Origin of the sequence: Citreicoccus inhibens (assembly GCF_019039035.1) — a bacterium.
In the GTDB taxonomy this organism is placed as follows: domain Bacteria; phylum Myxococcota; class Myxococcia; order Myxococcales; family Myxococcaceae; genus Citreicoccus; species Citreicoccus inhibens.
On sequence record NZ_JAHNZT010000001.1, the window covers coordinates 18140 to 36234 of the forward strand.

17 protein-coding genes and 1 pseudogene are annotated in these 18095 nt (G+C 68.9%); 12 read left to right on the forward strand and 6 right to left on the reverse strand.

What is annotated here, in order from left to right:
* Positions 1-141 precede the first annotated feature (141 nt).
* Together KRR26_RS00100 and KRR26_RS00105 are read left to right on the forward strand one after the other, a co-directional pair.
* Positions 142-564, forward strand: coding sequence for a hypothetical protein (locus KRR26_RS00100; protein ID WP_217078822.1), 423 nt, complete (start codon positions 142-144; stop codon positions 562-564).
* A 197-nt stretch (positions 565-761) separates the two neighbouring features.
* Positions 762-1313, forward strand: a complete 552-nt coding sequence (locus KRR26_RS00105; protein WP_120205510.1) for a hypothetical protein — start codon at positions 762-764, stop codon at positions 1311-1313.
* Between the two features lie 66 nt (positions 1314-1379).
* Here the strand turns inward: KRR26_RS00105 and KRR26_RS00110 are convergent, their stop codons facing one another.
* Positions 1380-1970, reverse strand: a complete 591-nt coding sequence (locus KRR26_RS00110) for a hypothetical protein (protein ID WP_120205508.1) — start codon at positions 1968-1970, stop codon at positions 1380-1382.
* Positions 1971-2093: 123 nt separating this feature from the next.
* Positions 2094-3524: an aminotransferase-like domain-containing protein gene (locus KRR26_RS00115; protein WP_217078823.1), complete on the reverse strand. Its 1431-nt coding sequence runs from the start codon at positions 3522-3524 to the stop codon at positions 2094-2096.
* 101 nt (positions 3525-3625) lie between these two features.
* On the opposite strand from KRR26_RS00115, the gene KRR26_RS00120 reads away from it, so the two are divergent.
* A complete protein-coding gene (locus KRR26_RS00120; RefSeq protein ID WP_217078824.1) occupies positions 3626-5071 on the forward strand; it encodes a pyridoxal phosphate-dependent decarboxylase family protein in 1446 nt (481 codons plus the stop codon).
* Positions 5072-5134: 63 nt separating this feature from the next.
* On the opposite strand, the gene KRR26_RS00125 is transcribed toward KRR26_RS00120, so the two are convergent.
* Positions 5135-5698 (reverse strand): AAA family ATPase, encoded by a 564-nt coding sequence (locus tag KRR26_RS00125; protein ID WP_217078825.1) that lies wholly within the window; start codon positions 5696-5698, stop codon positions 5135-5137.
* A gap of 131 nt (positions 5699-5829) precedes the next feature.
* On the opposite strand from KRR26_RS00125, the gene KRR26_RS00130 reads away from it, so the two are divergent.
* The 5 genes from KRR26_RS00130 (at position 5830) to KRR26_RS00150 (ending at position 10498) form a co-directional block, all read left to right on the forward strand.
* Complete coding sequence (locus KRR26_RS00130) at positions 5830-6591, forward strand: 2OG-Fe(II) oxygenase (protein WP_120205502.1); 762 nt, start codon at positions 5830-5832, stop codon at positions 6589-6591.
* A 156-nt stretch (positions 6592-6747) separates the two neighbouring features.
* Positions 6748-7392 carry a LysM peptidoglycan-binding domain-containing protein gene (locus KRR26_RS00135; RefSeq protein ID WP_199723752.1) on the forward strand — a complete coding sequence of 215 codons (645 nt, stop codon included), beginning with the start codon at positions 6748-6750 and terminating at the stop codon, positions 7390-7392.
* 425 nt (positions 7393-7817) lie between these two features.
* A complete protein-coding gene (locus tag KRR26_RS00140) occupies positions 7818-8186 on the forward strand; it encodes a YciI family protein (protein ID WP_120205498.1) in 369 nt (122 codons plus the stop codon).
* A gap of 180 nt (positions 8187-8366) precedes the next feature.
* Positions 8367-8792 carry an outer membrane protein assembly factor BamB family protein gene (locus tag KRR26_RS00145; RefSeq protein ID WP_158611445.1) on the forward strand — a complete coding sequence of 142 codons (426 nt, stop codon included), beginning with the start codon at positions 8367-8369 and terminating at the stop codon, positions 8790-8792.
* Between the two features lie 173 nt (positions 8793-8965).
* On the forward strand, positions 8966-10498 hold the full coding sequence (locus KRR26_RS00150) for an alpha/beta hydrolase (protein ID WP_236068162.1): 1533 nt from the start codon (positions 8966-8968) through the stop codon (positions 10496-10498).
* A 35-nt stretch (positions 10499-10533) separates the two neighbouring features.
* On the opposite strand, the gene KRR26_RS00155 is transcribed toward KRR26_RS00150, so the two are convergent.
* On the reverse strand, positions 10534-11118 hold the full coding sequence (locus tag KRR26_RS00155; protein WP_120205642.1) for an alpha-ketoglutarate-dependent dioxygenase AlkB: 585 nt from the start codon (positions 11116-11118) through the stop codon (positions 10534-10536).
* Positions 11119-11536: 418 nt separating this feature from the next.
* On the opposite strand from KRR26_RS00155, the gene KRR26_RS00160 reads away from it, so the two are divergent.
* From KRR26_RS00160 to KRR26_RS00170, 3 genes and pseudogenes are all read left to right on the forward strand, one after another.
* On the forward strand, positions 11537-11905 hold the full coding sequence (locus KRR26_RS00160) for a hypothetical protein (RefSeq protein ID WP_217078826.1): 369 nt from the start codon (positions 11537-11539) through the stop codon (positions 11903-11905).
* A gap of 33 nt (positions 11906-11938) precedes the next feature.
* Positions 11939-12607 (forward strand): annotated as a pseudogene (locus KRR26_RS00165) (aldo/keto reductase); the annotation flags it as partial.
* A 3-nt stretch (positions 12608-12610) separates the two neighbouring features.
* Complete coding sequence (locus KRR26_RS00170; protein WP_120205494.1) at positions 12611-13348, forward strand: class I SAM-dependent methyltransferase; 738 nt, start codon at positions 12611-12613, stop codon at positions 13346-13348.
* Between the two features lie 24 nt (positions 13349-13372).
* Here KRR26_RS00170 and KRR26_RS00175 read toward each other — a convergent pair whose 3' ends face one another.
* Both KRR26_RS00175 and KRR26_RS00180 read right to left on the reverse strand, forming a co-directional pair.
* Positions 13373-14713 carry an ABC transporter ATP-binding protein gene (locus KRR26_RS00175; RefSeq protein WP_236068163.1) on the reverse strand — a complete coding sequence of 447 codons (1341 nt, stop codon included), beginning with the start codon at positions 14711-14713 and terminating at the stop codon, positions 13373-13375.
* Positions 14710-16449: an ABC transporter permease gene (locus KRR26_RS00180; protein ID WP_120205492.1), complete on the reverse strand. Its 1740-nt coding sequence runs from the start codon at positions 16447-16449 to the stop codon at positions 14710-14712. Before KRR26_RS00180 ends, KRR26_RS00175 begins: the two co-directional genes overlap by 4 nt.
* Before the next feature lie 268 nt (positions 16450-16717).
* On the opposite strand from KRR26_RS00180, the gene KRR26_RS00185 reads away from it, so the two are divergent.
* Entirely contained in the window at positions 16718-18088 is a 1371-nt protein-coding gene (locus KRR26_RS00185; RefSeq protein WP_120205491.1) for a sigma-54-dependent transcriptional regulator, read from the forward strand.
* Positions 18089-18095 lie beyond the last annotated feature (7 nt).

Below are 18095 nucleotides of genomic sequence, written 5' to 3' on the forward strand. Positions count from 1 at the left end.
ACGCTCCATCGCCAGGCCGGCCACCTTTCTCCAGCGAGCGGGACAAGGAGCAGTCCGCGACGCCAGTGGCGACCTTGCCTCGGACGTGGGTCCCATGACGAAGCCAACGCGACCGGAGTCGCTCGGAACATGGTGCCCCCGATGACTGGAACCCCACTCCCCGGCGCACGCGCGGTCTCCGAGCAGGAACTCTGGCCTCGCGCTGAAGAGGCTCACCGCCATTCCCGAGGAGGTCTTCTCCGTCAGGAGCTGCTCCTCGAGGCAACGGCCCTGGAGGGCTTCCCCGAGGTCCTGCTCCAGCTTCCGCGACTCAAGAAGCTGTGGTGGTGGCGCTTCGACACGATGCCGATGAATCAGGTAGAGGCGCTCGTCTCCGGGATGGCGCGACTTCCCGCGCTGACCCACGCCGGATTCCTCCAGGGGCAGCTGCTCGCGCTGCCGGGGAACCTCTCGCGGCTCGCGCGCCTCGAGCAGTTCAAGCTCGGCCTCGAGCACGTCCCCGAGCCCGAAGTGAAACGGCTGCGAGCGGCCCTGCCTCCCGGTCGCCTCCACGTGGGGTACTGAGGCACCCATCGACTCGCGGGCGTCGGGCAGCGCAGCGACCTGCTCGAGTTCCGCGCTTCACGACAATCCCAGACATGGCTCCCACCGCGGGCCTTCGCCTTGTCCTCCCGAGCGGCAACGGCTTGAATGCGGGCCCACCGCCTATGCGCCGCACTCACCCGGGTGCCAAGACACCTTCCGTTCGAGCCAGAGGACACATGAAGCGAGTCGTGTGGAGCGTCGTACTGAGCACGAGCTGTGCGCTGCTCGGGGCTTGCGGTGGCGAAGAGGCCACCCTGCCCCTGCCTTCGGGCGTCACCACGAACGCCATCAAGGTACACGTCTCGTTGGAGGGGGACCCATGTGGCGTCACGAGCGCGACAGCGTCCCTGGAAGGACCCGCGCTCAGGATTCCGCCCAAGGCCCTGACGGTCGGGGCCAACGCCATCGATGGGGCGCTCTTCGGGATGCCCGTGGCCCAACAGCACCTCGTGTATGTGAAGGCCTACAACAGCCAAGGGCAGCTGGTGTACGACGGGAACTCGACCGTGGACGTCCGCGACGGCAGCGAGGACTCCGCGAACGTCTACATGTTCAGCGATCCACGAACGTGCCCCGCGGGAGGCGCCGAAAGCCTCCGCGTCATCGGCTGGCTGAGGTCCACCACCGTCGAACTCACCGGCAGCGAGGCGAGGCTGCCCAGGCCCCCTTTCGCCCCCAAGGAGGCAGCGGTCCCGAGCCCTGCCTCACCCACCCTCCGCCTGGACTGAGCCCGCTTCCGCCACGGGCGAGAACCGCTGCCCCCGCGACGCCTCGGGAGCAGCGGCCCCACACCGTCAGAACGCGACGATGGACGGCGCGGTCTCGGTGGTGAAGAAATCCGGGAAGGTGGCCACGTAGTTGCTACCCGAGCCCGTCTCCCCCACGAGCGGAGCGTTCTTGGTGCCGCTCACGGTCAGCGTCGTCCCATCCGGCGCGATGGCCAGGTCCCCCGAGTAGATGTACGTGCTCAACGCGTTGGTGCGCAGCCCCGTGGAGCGAACGACGGCCAGGGTATCCGGCGCCAGGTTCTTGAGCCCCACTTGCTGCGCCGACGGGCCACCCGTCCGGAACGTGTAGCTCACGGCCACGCCCAAATCGTTGGCGACCAGCCACGCGGTCGGGACCGCCCCCGTGCCGGAGCCCACCACCACGGTGCTCGCCCCCCAAGGACACGTGGGGCTCGCGTCACGGGTGACCTTGACGTCGTAGATGGGAGGGAATGGGCCGGGCTTCGCCACGACCGCCGCCGTGAAGGTGCATCCCAGCGACGTCCCCGTCGTCAGCGCGGCCTTCTGCGCGCCCAGGCCGCCCTCTGCTTCCACTCCCCCGCACGCGGTCATCGAGCCGAGCGCGACCAGGTACGCGACTGCCTTCCAGCAATGCATGGCATCTCCTCCAGGGTTGGGACAACACCACGCCCTATAGCGACCCAATCCCAAACACAAAAATCGGACTCCCCACTTTGCCATCCCGTCAACTCGGAGGTTCAAAACCACCCATCCGGGTCGCTACCGAGCGCTGGCCTTGTGGAGCTGGGTCGCGAGCCGCGCCAGTCGGAGCAATCCCTGTTCGAGCGCCTCACTCCAGACATTGCCGCAGTTGAGGCGAATGAAGTGACGAAAGAGGTCCCGGGTCGAGAACAACGTCCCGGGTGAGATGGAGATGCCGCTGTCCAAGGCCCGGCGGTACAACTCCACGGAGTCCACGCCGCGAGGCAGCTCCACCCAGAGCACGAAGCCGCCCTTGGGCTGAGAGGTCCGCGTGCCCTCGGGGAAGTGCGCCAGGACGTGCCGCGAGAAGCGCTCCACCTGCACCGAGCAATGCAGGCGCAGCACTCGGAGGTGCCGCTCGTAGTCCTTCGAGGCCAGGTAGCGGGCCATGACCTGCTGCCCCAGGGGCCCGCCGCCCATCGTGGACGCCAATTGGAGCGCCTTGACCTTCTCCAGGTAGCGCCCCGGCGCGAGCCACCCCACCTTGAGCCCCGGAGAAACGGTCTTGGCGAACGAGGAGCACGTCAGCACCGCGCCCCGCGTGTCGAACGCCTTCAGCGGTCGAGGCTGGAGTCCCTGGTACGACAGCTCCGCGTAGATGTCGTCTTCGATGAGGGGGACCTCGTGCCGCGCGAACAACTCGACGAGCGCGGCCTTCTTTTCGTCACCCATCAGCGTGCCCAGCGGGTTGCTGAAGTTCGGCGTGAAGATTCCCGCGGTGATGGGGGAGCGCCGCAGCGCCTCCTCGACCTGCTCCAACCGGATGTCCTCGATGGGGTGCGCGGGCACCTCCACGACCTTGAGCCGCAGTCCTTGAAGGGCTTGAAGGATTCCGAAGTACTGGGGCGAGGCGATGAGCACCGTGTCGCCCGGGGAGCAAGTCACCCGGAGCGCCAGCGACAGCGCATCCATCGCGCCCCCCGTGGCGACCAACTCATCGGGCGCCACGAAGGTGCCGAACTTCTCCAGCCGGCGGGAGATTTGTCGGCGGTACTCGAAGTCTCCAGGAGGCAGCGCATAGCGCCCCACCAACTCTGGCTGCTCGCGGACCACCCCGCGCACCAGGCGGTTGATGTCCTCGCACGGATACAGCGCCTCATCGAGGCACGCCGCGCCGAGCGGGAGCACCTCGCGATGGTGCACGGACTCGAAGACGGTGGAGACCAGCTCGGAGACCTGAACCTCCTTGGGGAGCGTCAGCCGCGCGGCGGGCGGCTTGACGCCAGAGGGCACCCGAGGCCCCAGCACATAGAAGCCGGACTGCGGCCTCGACACGATGAGCCCTCGCTCCTCGAGGAGCGAGAGCGCGTGGACCACGGTGTTCAGCCCTACCCGCCGGGTGCGACTGAGCTCGCGCACCGAACTCAGTCGCTCCCCGGGCTTCACGAGGTTGCTGGAGATCTGCCGCTCGAGCTCGGCGGCCAGCCGCTCGTACTTCTTCAGTGCCATGGGCGCACAACTGTACCCCATGAGATTCGTGATTCTGCATCTGTATCCATGCGCGAGCTGCCCCTAGCTTGGGGGCTCGCTTCAGCCCCATTGGAGGCACCGTGACGCTCGACCTCGACCTTCCCCGCTTTCGCCAGCTCCTGACGCAGGCCTGTGAGCACGTGCTCGGCCTCTATGACGGACTGGAGGCTCGGCGCATCACCCATGCGAGCCCACCGGCACGCATCGCGGACCGGTTCGCGGGGCCCTTGCCGACGTCCGGGCGCCCCCCGGAGGAGGTCCTCGCTCGGGACATCCCCTTCATCTTCGAGCACTCCACCCTCAACATCAGCCCCCGGTTCTTCGCGTACGTGATGTCGGGGGGCACGCAGGTGGGCATCCTCGCCGAGCTGCTCGGCGCGGCGCTGAATGTGAACTCCGCGAAGTGGCACCTCGCCTCGGCTGGCGCCGAGATGGAGCGCGTGGTCATCCGCTGGCTGTCGGAGTTCATCGGCTATCGCGCGGACGCGGGCGGCGCGCTGGTGAGCGGCGGCAGCGAGGCGAACCTGTACTGCCTCCGCGTCGCCCGAGATGTCCAGGCGCCGGAGTCACGCGAGGAGGGGTGCCGCACCGAGCGCCCCTTGAGCCTCTACGCCTCCGCGGAGACGCACTCCTGCGTGATGAAGTCCGTGGAGATGCTCGGCATCGGGAGTCGCTACCTGCGGAAGATTCCCGTCGACTCTCGCTTCCGGGTCGATGTGGCGAAGCTGGAGCAACAGCTCCTGGAGGACCAGCGCGCGGGCCTGCGGCCGTTCTGCATCGTGGGCAACGCGGGGACGGTGAACACGGGGAGCGTGGACGACCTGGACGCGCTGGCGGACGTGGCCGCGCGGCAGGGTCTCTGGTTCCATGTCGATGGTGCCTATGGGGCCGCCGCGGCCTCGGTGGACCTCACGCGCGAGCTGTTTCGCGGGCTACAGCGCGCGGACTCCATCGCGTTGGATCCGCACAAGTGGCTCCAGGTGCCGTTCGAGGCAGGCTGCGCCCTGGTGCGCGACTGGAAGAGCCTCCGCCACGCGTTCGGCTATGACACGCCCTATCTGAAGGCCCGCAGCGACAGCGCGGAGCGCTGGGACTGGATGGGGCACACGTTCCAGTTGTCGCGCAGCTTCCGGGCCCTGAAGGTCTGGATGCAGCTCCAGGTCTACGGCAGCCACGCGCTCCAGTCGGTCATCGAAGGGAACGTGCGGCTCATGCAGCAGCTCGGCGAGGAGATTTCCCACGCGCGGGACTTCGAGCTGATGGCGCCCGTCCCCCTCTCCATCGCGTGCTTCCGCTACGTCCCGGCCCAGGGCCCCGCGCTCAGCGACGAGGCCTTGGATTTGCTGAACGACCGCATCCTGGAGGAATGCGAGCGGCGCGGGGTCTTCTTCCTGACGGGAACGAAGCTGAGCGGCCGCACCGCCCTCCGCGCGTGTCTGGTCAATCACCGCACCACGGAGAAAGAGACGCGCGGCCTGCTGGCGCATCTGCGCGCCATCGGCGAGGAGCTGGTCGCGGCATCGTGACCGCCGCCACGCCGCTCGCCTACGACTCGCGGCCCTCGGAAGCGCTGCTCGAATGCAGCCCCGTCAACGCCTGGTGGTGGAAGGAGCGTTGAGCGAGCGCCGCGTCCCGAGGTGCGCGAGCACTTGCTTCGCTCGCTCCATTGGAGCGCCCTCCACTTCGAGCACCTCCACGCCGAACCCGTAAGGGTCCTCCAGGAGAAGCTCCTTCATCTTCTCGTCCACCGCGCGGCGCGGCGCCTTCTCCGAGGCCGGCAGGCGGATTCGATCCGGCGCCTCGATGCCCACGAGTACGACCAGGTCGAGCGTCTGGAGGGCCTCGCGCACACGAGGGAGCCACGACTCCAGCGCGAAGGCGTCCGCGTCTTCATGGGCCAGCGCGTAGCCGAGGAAGTCCACCGGACACCGATCGAACACCACGTCGGGTCCGGCCTCCGCCACGTCATTCAAGGACCGCGCGAGCTGCGCCTCGAAGTCCTCGACGGTCGGTGGCAACGCGAACGCGTAGCCCTCTTCCTCCATCTGGGCATACGGCTCCTCCACCGAGACGTGGGTGGGAAGAAGCTCGGACAGCTCATCGACGAGGGTGCTCTTCCCCACGCGATGCGTGCCGGAGACAGCGATTCGCATCCCCGGGCTTCTAACAGCGGACTGACGCCAGCGACACCGAGTCACAGCCTCCCAGGTCGAGCCCGCGCGCCCCCGGGTGGCGGACAGGTGCTATGTCGCCGTCCGCGACCAGCAGCCTCGGAGGAGGAAGGGTGAGCGCCGCGACTCTCGAAGAAGGCCCCCTGCGGGGCCCCAGCTTCTTTCTCAGCCGCACGGCCCTGCGAGCCCTCGCGCTCGCGCATCGCGACCGCTACGGCCCGGCGAAGCCCTACCCTCACGTCGTCATCGATGGGTTCCTGGGCCAGCCCCTCGCCACCGAGCTGGCCGAGCGTTTCCCCGGCGCCACCGAGGCGAGCTGGAAGCGCCGGGACCATGTCGAACAGGCGGCGCGCCTGGGACAGCTTCAGCGCAAGGCCTTCGAGGACGTGCCCGGAGTGCTCCGACACCTGCTCTCCGAGCTCTCCAGCATGTCGTTCATCGACTTCCTGGAGACGCTCACGGGCGTTCAAGGCCTCATCGCGGATCCCCACTTCCGCGGGGCCGGGCTGCACCTCACGCTCAAGGGCGGCCATCTGGCGCTGCACGCCGACTTCAATCGCGACCGCTTCCGCGCGCTCACGCGGCGCCTCACCGTCCTGTACTACCTGAACCCTGGGTGGGAGGCCGCCTGGGGCGGTGACCTGGAGCTGTGGAGCGCGGACCTGTCGCGCTGCGAGGCTCGGATTGCTCCCCTGCTCGATCGCCTGGTCGTCATGGCCCACGGTGACGACTTCTGGCACGGCCACCCCTCGCCCCTGGAGTGCCCCGAGGGACGGGGACGCGCCGCGGTCGCGGCCTACTTCTACACCGCCGAGGAATCCCCTCACGCACCCGAGCCCCACAGCGCGCTCTGGGCGCCCCCGCGCTCTTCCTGACGCGAGGCATTGCAATGCGTCGCGTCAGGACTCCACGCATGGCGCCACTGCATTCACCTGAGAGTGAATTCTTACAGTTTTGCAAACATTCCTAGAAACTTGGAAGGAATGCGCAACCCAAAATAGGAAGGTCCGAGAATTGGGGCAGGAGCTACCATGTCAAACTACCGCATCCGCCCTGGCGATACCCTCTCTGGTCTGGCTGCCCGCTTCGGCACGACCGTGGCGAAGCTGGCCCGCGACAACCACATCAAGAACCCCGATCTCATCTATGCCGGCGCCACGCTGCGCGTCGGGCATTCGAGCCGCGATAGCTTCGACGCGGGCGGGGGCAAGCACGGGACGCGCAATGGCGTGCGTCCGACGGGCGGTGGGCAGGACGTGGGCGGCCCGACGGCCGCAGGCCCCAGCAACGCGAGCGCTTCGATGCGCCGGCTGGCGGACGCGGCGCGCTCGACCGCGATGGGCATGGGTGGCTACAACAGCCAGGGATTGTGCGCCACGGGCGTGAGCCGCTCGCTGCGCAACGCGCTGGGCATCAGCGTGTCGGGCAATGGCAACCAGATTGACAACAACCTGCCGCGCGACAAGTTCAAGCAGGTCAACATGTCTCTGGAAGAGGCGCTGAAGACGCCGGGCCTCATCCTCACGTGGGAGAGCACGTCCTCGCGGCTGGGCAGCATCTACGGCCACACGGCGGTCACGCTGGGCGACGGGCACTCGTCCGCGAGCGACTTCATCGAGCGCAACACGACCAACAACGGTCGCACGGGATTCAAGGTCTTCATGCCCATCAACTGAGCGCGCTCGCACCAGGCCGCGCCTCGGAAGCCCCTGCCCTCCTTTGGAGCAGGGGCTTTTTCATTTCGCCAGGATGAAGAAGGCGATGGGCTGCTGCCCCGGGTTGCGAGGGAGCGTGACGGCGACGTGCCAGTTGAGGGTGCTGCACGACCCGACCGACTCAACTCCATTCGCGTCGATGAGCCCGCCGGTCGCAGCGGGCGCGACAGCACCGCGACGTCGCAGGCGGACTCTCCGTGGGGAGGCGCGTGGCGCGGGGGACGGCCAAGGTACCAACTCCGTCCCCATGGCGCCATCCACGACAGGCCGTGCGTCCGCGTTCTTCTGGGCCGGGAAGTTGTCGCCGGTGTCGCGAAAGAAAAATTAAATGGCGTGTCGATCCGCGGTGGGCTCATTCGTTGCCTGGGCAGAACCCAAGGAGCCCCATGCGTTTCCTGACCTTCATCCGCAGCGCCGAGAAGAACAATGTGACCCCGCCCCCCGCCTTGATGGAGGCGATGGGCAAGTACATCACCCAGTCGTTCCAGGATGGGACCCTCGTGGACACGGGTGGACTCTTGCCGAGCAAGGAGGGGCTGCGCGTGCGGCTCGCCAACGGCCAGTTGACCGTGACCGACGGTCCCTTCACCGAGAGCAAGGAGATCATCGGCGGATGGGCCATCCTCGAGTGCAAGACCAAGGAAGAGGCCGTCCGCGTCTCGGTCGAGTTCATGGAGCTGCACCGCAAGCACTGGCCGGGCTTCGAGGGTGAATCGGAGGTCCGCCCGATGTTCGCCCCGAACCAGGGCCCGTAGCAGCACGCAGCGAAGCACGGCGCCTCATCCACGGCGCCCGACACGGGCTCTCCTTTCCCCAGGAGGGCCCGTGTTCGCGCGGTCCTTCCATCGCAGGCGCCGGGATAGTTCACTCACCGGACCATGCACGCACCTGCACCTGCGAGTCCCCTGCTCATCACGGCGTTCAATGGATGGGTCGTGGCCCACGACCGCACCGACGGCGCCCGGCGGTGGGCGTTCACCGTGCCGAGCCAATCCGTCCCCGGAGCGCGTCCGCGTCCGACACTTGCCGAGGTGCACGACGACGCGGTGTTCGTACTCGCGGGTGCCTCCGAGGGGACCTGGACGAAGCGGGTCTTTGTCGAGGTGTACGCGCTCGACGCCTCGAGCGGACGACAGCGGTGGGCCCAGCGCATCGAGGGCAGCCACATCCCGGTGTTCGCCGGCGCCTCCATGCTCGTGGAGGGCGGCCAGGTCATCGTGGCCTACAACGACGTGCTCGTGGCCCTCGCGGCGGCCTCCGGCGAGCCCCAATGGAGCCAGGGCAACGGGCACGGCGACAGCGCGCACATGCCCCTCATCCAGCTGAGTGTTCCTGGCGCACGCGCGCGCCAGTTGCTCTGACCCGTTCCACCTCGGAGCAACACACGAAGCGTTGGAGCCATCGGCTCAGGGCTCTGCGTCACTTCACGCGCGCTGCTCGCGTGGCCCCAGTAGGTTCGGAATAATCTCGGGGCTCGCGATTTCTTCCGCCGGCAGCCTGTAGCGATGTGCCATCTCCGGGACTGAGCCAACCTATGCGCGTGCGCTCGCTGATGTCGTCGTGGCCGTGGTGTGCCTTGGGGTGCCTCCTGCTCGCGGTGCCCGCTCGCAGCTGGGCCCAGCACAAGCCGGGCGACGTGGTCATCGAGCGCGCCACCGTCGAGCTCGAACCCGGGACCCGCGTGGCCTATGAGCTGGGCACCCTCTATGTGCCCGAGAACCGGCAGAAGCCGCAGAGCCGCCTCATCAGCGTGGGGTTCGCTCGCATCAAGGCGCCTCGGCCCACCGGAGCCCCGCCGGTGTTCTGGCTCCCGGGCGGCCCGGGCCTGAGCGTCCTCGGCTCACTCATCGACAATGACGCGTCCGGCAAGAGCCGACTGCGCTCCTGGCTGACCTTCGGCGCCGTGGGCGACCTGGTCGTCGTCGAGCAGCGAGGATTCACGCGGCGGGGCGAGATGCTCGAATCCCCCAGCGACGCCAGCCCCCTGGAGCGCCCCGCCTCCGTCCAGGCCGATGCCGAGGCCATGCGCGCCCTGGCCAGGCGGGCTGTCGCGGAGAACCCAGACAAGGACCTGTCCGGCTACGACGTCATCGAGTTCGCCGCCGACGTGGACGCCGTGCGACGCGCGCTCGGCTATCCGAAGATCAGCCTGTTCGGTGGCAGCTTCGGCTCTCAATGGAGCCTCGCCGTCATGCGACTCCACCCGGAGATTGTCGCGCGCGCGGTGCTGTCGGGCGTGGAGCCGCTGAACAATGGCTACGACATGCCCTCGCACGTCTTCGCGTCGCTCCAGCGCATCGCCTTCGACGCCGACCGCGACCCCGGCCTCGCCCCGTACCTGCCCAAGGGAGGGATGATGGAGGTCGTGCGCGCCTTGCACCACCGCTTCGCCGAGGGACCCATGCGCGTCCAGGTTCGCGACCCCGCGGGACAAACCCAGACCGTCGTCCTCGGCGCCGAGGACCTCCAGCTCGCCCTGAATTCACATACACAAGAAGGCGAGCAGTGGCCGGCCTTCCTCCTCGCGCTCTACCACGGGCATTACGAAGACTGGGCGCGCGAGGTCATCGCCGAGCGGTCCGCCGGCACGACCAAGCTCATTGGCCCGTTGATTGACAGCAGCCTCGGAGTCACCGCCGAGCGCGAGCACCTGCTGCGAACCGACCCCGCGATCGAGCTGATGGGGACCTGGAACTTCGAATCGAACATCGCCTCGGCGCCCGACTGGCCCACCCGCGATGTGGGTGACACGCTGCGCAAGCCCATCCCCACCTCGATTCCCGTCGTGTTCGTCCATGGGGATTGGGACACCTCGACGCCCATCGACAACACCCTGGGCCTGTTGCCGTACTTCCCCCATGGCCACGCCATCCTCGTGCACCGCGGTGGCCATGACGGCACGTTCTATCTGCTCCGAGGTGAACCCGCCGCGAAGCGCGCGGTCTATGAGTTCCTCAAGACCGGCAAGATGGCCGGCCTCCCGCACGAAGTGACGTTGCCGCTGCCCAGCTTCGCCGTGCCCTCTTTCGCGCCCCCCACGGCTGGCGCGAAGGCCGCCGCGCCGTAACCCGCGCGGGCGACAACGCCACCAACCACAGGACCTCAGGCGCTGAACGCGCGCAGCGTCACCGAGACCCGCCGACCGCGAGCGAGTGCGGACGGCGGGACCTCGTGCGTGAAGGCGCGGTTCGTCGACCACGGCACCACGATGACGCCGCCGTGCACCGCGGGGACATCGATGAAGCCCTCGCCCCGCCACGGCCTCATCCGAAACGAGCGCTGCTCCCCAAAGGAGAGCGTCACGATGGGCGTCCCGTCGATGCGGTGGACGTCGCTGTCGCGGTGCTTGCCGATGTAGTGGCCCACCGTACCGTCGTACCAATTCAAGAGGAGCCCGTTGAGGCGTGCGTCAAAGCCCTCGCGCGCCCACGCCAGCCACGCGTCCATCGGCGGAACCAGGGGCAACGCTCGGTTGACTCGGCCGGTGTAGTGGTAGTCCGCGCCGTAGGCCTGCTGCCACCGCGGCGTGCGCACCTGCCGGCCGTGAATCTTGATCTCATGGAACTCGGCGGGATGCAGCGCCCACAGGGCCTCGAATCCCGCGGCGTCCGGCACCAGCTCGCGCGGCAGCGCTCCCACCAGGACCTCATGCGCCGCATCGAGCTGAATCGAGCTGAGCCCAGGCATGGGACTGAACATAAGAACAGCCCCTGCCTTGCGCAAGGTCCCAGAACCTGACCTCGCCCCAGCAACCCGTGAGGTCGGACCGCCACACGTCCGCGCCTCGCCTTCCCCGCGCAATCGGGCCAGCGCGCTCCCCCGCTTGACGCTGTCCCTGGGGGAGACCGCCAACGTCCGCCCATGTCATCCCGCAACACGACGTGGAGAAAACGCATGGCCGCGGTCTTGGGAACCCTCCCCCTGCTGGCGCTCATCGCCGCGGGCCTCGGGGGGTGGTGGATGGGGCGCGCGATGTTCGCCCCCGGCACGGTGGAGCAGCGACTCATCGCTCGGGGCGAATCGCTCGACGTGCCTCCGGGACAACAGGCGGATGCGCCCTTCTGGCAGGTGACCTCGGACGTGCGGCTCCACCCTGAAGTCGTGGGTGAGGGCCGCGACGTCGTCGTCGTGCATGGCGGTCCCGGCCTGCCTCCTGCACGAGGCGGAGTACCGCGAGGACGACGCGGACCTGTCGTGGTGCGTCCCCCTGATTCCAGGCGCCACGCCGGAGGGCCTCCACGTTGAGGAGCTGCCCGAGGTCCAGGCCGCGACGCTCGTCCACACCGGGCCGCCCGAGTCCGTCGGCCCCTCCTGGGCGCGACTGTTTGCCCACCTTCACGCGAAGGACCGCGCCCCGTCACTCCCGCTGAGAGAGACCTCTCTGCGCGTGGGGACCGCCGACGGCACCTCCTGGATGACCGAGCTCGCGCTGCCATGGGATGGAAGTGACGCGCGCGCTCGGACAGGGAAGTGACGAGGTCCTGAGCAACACCGCGCGGCGGACCTCTACCAATTGCATCGCATCGACCCGAAGGTGCCGCTGGAGGAGAGCTGGGCCGCCATGGCGGACGACGTCCGGGCGGGAAAGGCCAAGGCCCTCGGCCTCTCCGAAGTCACCGTGGAAGAGCTGGAGCGCGCGCACCGCATCTTCCCTGTCGCCTCCGTGCAGAACGAGCTGTCCCTGTGGACGCGGGGCAGCCTCGACGTCATGCGCCGGTGCCAGGAGCTGGGCATCGCCTTCCTCACCTCCTCGCCCTTGGGCCACGGCCTCCTCACGGGCCGCATCGAGAAGCCCTCGGACCTCGACGCCGATGACTGGCGCCGCAACCTCCCCCACTTCCAGGACGAGGCGACCATGCGCGCCAACCGCGCCTGGGTGGACCGGGTGAAAGAGGTCGCTCGACGGCACGAGGCGACCGCGGGGCAGACGGCCCTGGCGTGGCTGCTCCACCAAGCGCCCAACGTCATCCCCATCCCAGGGACGCGCAAGGTGTCTCGGTTGGGCGAGTTGGACGCCCTTCCGCCCCCCCGTGAGCGGTCGCTAGCGACACCTGTCGAGCCTCCACTGCCCGAGCATCGGACACGTCAGGTGCGGAGGGGTGCGGTATGCCTTCTCACTTCGCCTGACGCGCGACCCGTGCGAGCGCGCGCCGGGCCTCACCTGGAAGGGGCGTGAGAGATGTCGGCGCAATATGACCAGATTGGGGAGAAGGTCGCGGACTGGGATGTCTTGCCGGTGCGCTCGGACGTCCTCGAAGGACACACCTTCTTCAACGCGCTCGGCTCCGTGAAGGGCCTGGACGTCCTCGACCTCGCGTGTGGAGATGGCCTCTACACGCGGCAGCTCAAGGCGCGCGGGGCGAACCGCGTGGTGGGCGTGGACATCTCCGAGGAGATGATTCGCGGCGCGCAGCGCGCCGAGGAGGCCGAGCCGGCGGGCCTCGAGTACCACGTGGCCGACGTGGCGGACATGGCGCCCCTGGGCCGCTTCGACCGCGTGACGGCCGTCTATCTCTTGCACTACGCGAACTCGCCCGAGCACATGCTGCGCATGTGCCGGAACATCCATGCGCACCTGAAGCCCGGGGGCAGCTTCGTCACGTATGCCTTCAACCCCGAGTTCAGCGCGCGGGGCCCCAACAGCACGCGCTATGGCATCACGATGCTGGACTTCCCCCTGGAGCCGCGGGACGGACACCCCATCCGCGCGGTGCTGCACACGAAGACGCCCTTCACCATCCACTTCTCCTATTGGAGCCGCGCGACGCATGAGCGGGTGTTGCGCGAGGCGGGCTTCCACGCCTTCACCTGGACGCGCCCCGAGTGTTCCCCCGCCGGAGTGCGCGCACGGGGACAGGCGTTCTGGCAGGACTACCTGGACAATCCCCACGCGGTCGCCCTGCGCTGCGAGCGCTGAGCACCGCGGCCCATGAGGCCGGGGCTACTCCGACTCCTGGAGGACACCCCGGTTCTCGTCGTAGGTGAACAGCTCCCCGAACCGGGCCCACCGGGCGAGGGTGTCGAAGATGCGCTCGTAGTCCTCGGACGGCATGCTCAGGACGATGAGGTCCAGGACGAGCTCGCGGCTCAGCTCCTTTCGCGGCTGCTGCTCCAGCGCGGTCCACACCTTGCGGAAGAGGCCCAGTTGCAGGAGCTGCTCGCGCCACAAGCGCTTGCGCTCCGTGGCATCCCCCTTGAGAAAGCGGACGCCGCAGGGAGACAGCACCACCTGGCGCTTGGGCGTGTCCACGAAGTCGAGCATCTCCGCGGCCTTCACCACGTTGATGACCTTGCCGAACTCCTGGTCCGTGTCCGCCGCGATGCGGAACAGCTCCTCGCGTCCGCCGCGCGCGTCCAGGTACTCCAGCAGGCCCACGAGCTCTCCGCCGGACGCATCCGGCAGCGGCTCCACCGGCGTCACGGGCGTGGACACCGAAGCAGCTGGCTCCACCGTATCCGGCAGCTCGTGGCCCGTGATGATGTCGTGCAGGCGGTCCACCATCTGAAGCAGCTCGGGTGAGCGGTAGTCCCGAGGACGCGGCAGCCGGTTCTCCACCACGGTGCGCACCACGCCCGGGTGCGCGCCGAGCACCACGATGCGGTCGGCCATGTAGACGACTTCCTTGATGTCGTGGCTGACCATGAGGATGGACGAGGCCTGCTTGTCCTTGGCGGCCCAGATGTCGAGCACCTCGGCGCGGAGGCTCTCGGCGGTCAGCGCGTCCACCTGGCTGAAGGGCTCATCCATGAAGAGCAGCTCGGGGTTGAGCGAGAACGCGCGCGCCATGCCCACGCGCTGCTTCATCCCGCCCGACAGCTCGCGCGGATAGGCCCGCTCGAATCCCTCCAGCCCCACCTTGCGGATGGCCTGCGAGGCGCGCGCGGAGATCTCCTCGCGCCCGAGCCCCGCCGCCTTGAGCACGACCTCCACGTTCTGCGCGACCGTCATCCACGGGTAGAGGGCGAAGGACTGGAAGACGATGGCCACCCCCGGGTTGAGGCCCTGGAGGGGACGTCCGCGGTACAGCACCTCTCCACGCGTGGGCCGCACCAGCCCCGCGAGGATGCGCAGGACCGTGGACTTGCCACACCCGGACGGCCCGAGCAGACACACCACCTCGTTGGGGTGGACCTGCAACGAGACGTCCTCCAGGACGAGGAGCGGCGCCCCATGCGGCTGGGCGAAGGAGTGGCTCACCCCGCGCAGCTCGCACAGGGGGACAGAGGCGGATGCGACCTGCGCATCCAGGGGTTGGGCGGCGATGACGCGATCGATGCTCATTTGCTCAGGGAGAAGCGCGTCTCGGCCAGGCGATGGAGGCGTCTCCACACCAGGCGGTTGAAGGTCACGACCATCACAGACATGACCACGACACTCGCGCTCAGCAGGGGGAAGTTCGCGGACGCCGCGGCTTCGCTGATTTGTGAACCCAGCCCCGGGGCCGTGAGGACGTGCCCTCGGAAGGTCACGTACTCGGACACGATGCTCGCGTTCCACGCGCCGCCGGCGGCCGTCACCCAGCCCGTCACCAGGTACGGGAAGACCGCGGGCAGATAGAGGCTCCAGAAGCGGCGCCAGACGCCGAGCCGGTAGCTCGCCGCCATCTCGCGCAGGTCCGCGGGAATGGCCGTCGCGCCCGCCACGACGTTGAACAGGATGTACCACTGGGTCCCCAGCAGCATGAGCCACATGCTCCCCCACCCCAGGCCCACGCCCAGCACCGTGAGGGCCGCGATGACCATGGGGAAGAGCATGGGCGCTGGGAAGGACGCCACCACCTGAATCACGGGCTGGAGCAGCCGAGACAGTCTCGGTGACAGGCCAATGGCCAGCCCCGCGGGCACCGCCCACACCGTCCCCAGGCAGGTGGCCAGCAGCACGCGGCCCAGCGTGAGCAGCGCCTTGCCCAACGTGTCCCCCCAATGCGCCAGCGGGACATCCCGGAGGATGAGCATCAGGCGCCCCGCTCCCACGAGGAGAGCGAGCACGAGGACGACGAGCAGCACGTGGGACACTTGCCTCGGCAGGCGGGGAGACAACCGCCGGCCGGCCCGGAGCATCACGCTCGGGCGCGCGGGAGCGGAGTCCTGCGCGCGCCGCCGCCCGGCCTGCTTCAGCGCCGCGACCAGCGTCGAGCGGCGCAAGAGGGTGAGGAACCAGGAGCCCATCTGGGCCACCTCGCCGCCCTCCTCCGTGCGAAACTTCTGCGCCCAGACGACCACCGGGCGCCAGAGGAGTTGATCCAACAAGACAATCATCGCGGTCATGGCGAGGACCGCCCACGCCATGGCCGCCGAGTCCCCGCGCGCGACGGCCACGCTCATGTACGAGCCCAGCCCAGGCAGGCGGAAATCCCGGTCCCCCAGGACGAAGGCCTCGTTGATCATCAGGAAGAACCAGCCCCCCGCCATGCTCATCATGCTGTTCCACACGAGGCCGATGGTCGCGAAGGGCAGCTCCACCCAGCGCAGGCGTTGCCAGCCATTGAAGCGATAGACGGTGGCGGCCTCGCGCTGCTCCTGCGGCACCGAGCGCAGCGAGTGGTAGTAGCTGAACGTCATGTTCCACGCCTGCCCGGTGAAGATCATCACCACCGCGGCAAGCTCCAGCCCCACGTTGCTCCGAGGAAAGGCGGCGACGAGGGCCAGCACGAGCCCCGGCATGAAGCCGAGCACGGGGATGCTTTGGAGGATGTCGAGCAGCGGCAACAGCACGCGCTCGGCCCGCGCGTCCTTCGCGGCCCAGTAGCCATACGCGAGGGTGAACCCCAGCGAGAAGACGTAGGCGATGAGCCCCCGGCACAGCGAGAAGAAGGCGTAGCGAGGCAGGGCCGTGGGGGACAGGTCGATGTCCACCGTCGGACGCAGCGCGCCCGTCCACTCCTGAACGGTCCGCGTCAGACCGTACAAGGCCCCCACCAGGCCCGCGACGATGAGCAGATCCACCCAGCCCGGAGCCCGGCTCGACTCGAGCGCGGCGTTCGACTCGCCGAAGGTGTTGGACGAAGAGCGACTCACGCCGCCCCGCCTTGCGATGCACGTGCCAGCGCCTCCCCTTGGGTGCGGCCTCCGCGCGTCCAGGCATTCCGCCGCATTCGCGCCGCGCCGGAGCCGGCAAAATGCAGGCTCGACCCGGGGCCGAGGTCTGCCGCGCGTCGACGCCTCACGGGTGGCGGCGCGGGCCGTGTCCCGCTGGCGCAGGGCTTGCGAGAATCACGAGGCCCGCCCAGGCCTCGTCCTCCGCGTTGCTTCTGACGCCTGTCCCCCCACGCTAGGCTGGCCGCCCATGTCCCCTCCCGAGCGACACGATGTTCCCTGGACCGCGCTGGTGGTGGACGACGACACGGGTGTCCGTCAGTCCCTCCGGCTGTGCCTCGAGGCAGCGGGCGGGCGGGTGCTCGGGGTCGGCACCACCGGCGCCGCGCTCGAAGCGATGGAGCGAGGGCGGTTCGACGTCATCTTCCTCGACCTGTGGCTGGGCGCCGAGTCCGGGCTCGACGTGCTCCCCGAGTTGCTGCGCCGGCAGCCCGACGCGGGGATCGTGGTCATCACCGCGTTCGCGACCTTCGAGAGCGCGGTGGAGGCGATGAAGCGCGGCGCGGCGGACTACCTGCCCAAGCCCTTCACGCCGGAGCAGGTGCGGCTCGCGGCGGACCGCCTGCTGCGCACGCAGCGCCTGCGACGGCGCGTGGTCGAGCTGGAGCAACAGCTCGATGACAGCGACGTCGGGCATGTCTTCTCCTCGCAGAGCGCGCCCTTCCACGGCTTCATGGAGACCGCCGCGCGCGCGGCGTCCGCGGACTCGGTGGTCCTGCTTCGCGGGGAGAGCGGCACGGGCAAGAACGTGTTCGCCCGCTGGATTCACGAGCACAGCCCCCGCGCGGGGGCGCCCTTCGTGAGCGTGAACTGTCCGGCGCTCTCCAATGACTTGATGAGCAGCGTGCTGTTCGGCCACCGGCGCGGCGCCTTCACGGGGGCCGTCTCGGATGTGGCGGGCAAGGTGCAGGAGGCGGAAGGGGGCACCCTCTTCCTGGATGAAATTGGCGACCTGTCGCCGGACGCCCAGGCCCGCCTGCTGCGCTTCCTCAATGACCGGACCTATGAGCGGCTCGGCGAGGCGCGCGAGCGCAGGGCCCATGTCCGCATCCTCGCCGCGACGCATCGCCCGCTGGAGGAGGAGGCGCGCACGGGGAGGTTCCGGGAAGACCTCCTCTATCGCATCAACGTGCTGATGCTCACGCTGCCGGCCCTGCGCGAGCGCCCCGAGGACGTCGTGCCGCTCGCGCGCCACTACCTGGCGTTCTTCGCGCGGCAGCAGCGCCGGCCGGGGCTCGCGTTCTCACCGGAGGCCGAGGCGGCCATCGCGAGCCACCCGTGGCCGGGAAACCTGCGCGAGCTGCGCAACGCGGTGGAGCGCGCCGCCATCCTCGGCGCCTCTGCCCCCCTGGGGCCCGGGGACCTGGGGCTCGTCGCCTCGCGTGCGAGCGGCGGAGGGGCGCGCGTGCGCGTGGGGGACAAGGTGAGCCTCGACGAGCTCGAGCGCGAGCACATCGCCTCCATCATCGCGCAGGTCCCCACGCTGGAGGCCGCGGCGCGGGTCCTGGGCATCGACGCCACCACCCTTCAGCGCAAGCGCAAGCGCTACGGGCTCGTCTGAGGAGGAC

Coding starts and splice junctions, on each gene's coding strand:
- KRR26_RS00100 (WP_217078822.1), top strand. CDS start 142: ATGACTGGAACCCCACTCCCCGGCGCACGCGCGGTCTCCGAGCAGGAA.
- KRR26_RS00105 (WP_120205510.1), top strand. CDS start 762: ATGAAGCGAGTCGTGTGGAGCGTCGTACTGAGCACGAGCTGTGCGCTG.
- KRR26_RS00110 (WP_120205508.1), bottom strand. CDS start 1,970: ATGCATTGCTGGAAGGCAGTCGCGTACCTGGTCGCGCTCGGCTCGATG.
- KRR26_RS00115 (WP_217078823.1), bottom strand. CDS start 3,524: ATGGCACTGAAGAAGTACGAGCGGCTGGCCGCCGAGCTCGAGCGGCAG.
- KRR26_RS00125 (WP_217078825.1), bottom strand. CDS start 5,698: ATGCGAATCGCTGTCTCCGGCACGCATCGCGTGGGGAAGAGCACCCTC.
- KRR26_RS00135 (WP_199723752.1), top strand. CDS start 6,748: ATGTCAAACTACCGCATCCGCCCTGGCGATACCCTCTCTGGTCTGGCT.
- KRR26_RS00140 (WP_120205498.1), top strand. CDS start 7,818: ATGCGTTTCCTGACCTTCATCCGCAGCGCCGAGAAGAACAATGTGACC.
- KRR26_RS00150 (WP_236068162.1), top strand. CDS start 8,966: ATGCGCGTGCGCTCGCTGATGTCGTCGTGGCCGTGGTGTGCCTTGGGG.
- KRR26_RS00155 (WP_120205642.1), bottom strand. CDS start 11,118: ATGCCTGGGCTCAGCTCGATTCAGCTCGATGCGGCGCATGAGGTCCTG.
- KRR26_RS00170 (WP_120205494.1), top strand. CDS start 12,611: ATGTCGGCGCAATATGACCAGATTGGGGAGAAGGTCGCGGACTGGGAT.
- KRR26_RS00175 (WP_236068163.1), bottom strand. CDS start 14,713: ATGAGCATCGATCGCGTCATCGCCGCCCAACCCCTGGATGCGCAGGTC.
- KRR26_RS00185 (WP_120205491.1), top strand. CDS start 16,718: ATGTCCCCTCCCGAGCGACACGATGTTCCCTGGACCGCGCTGGTGGTG.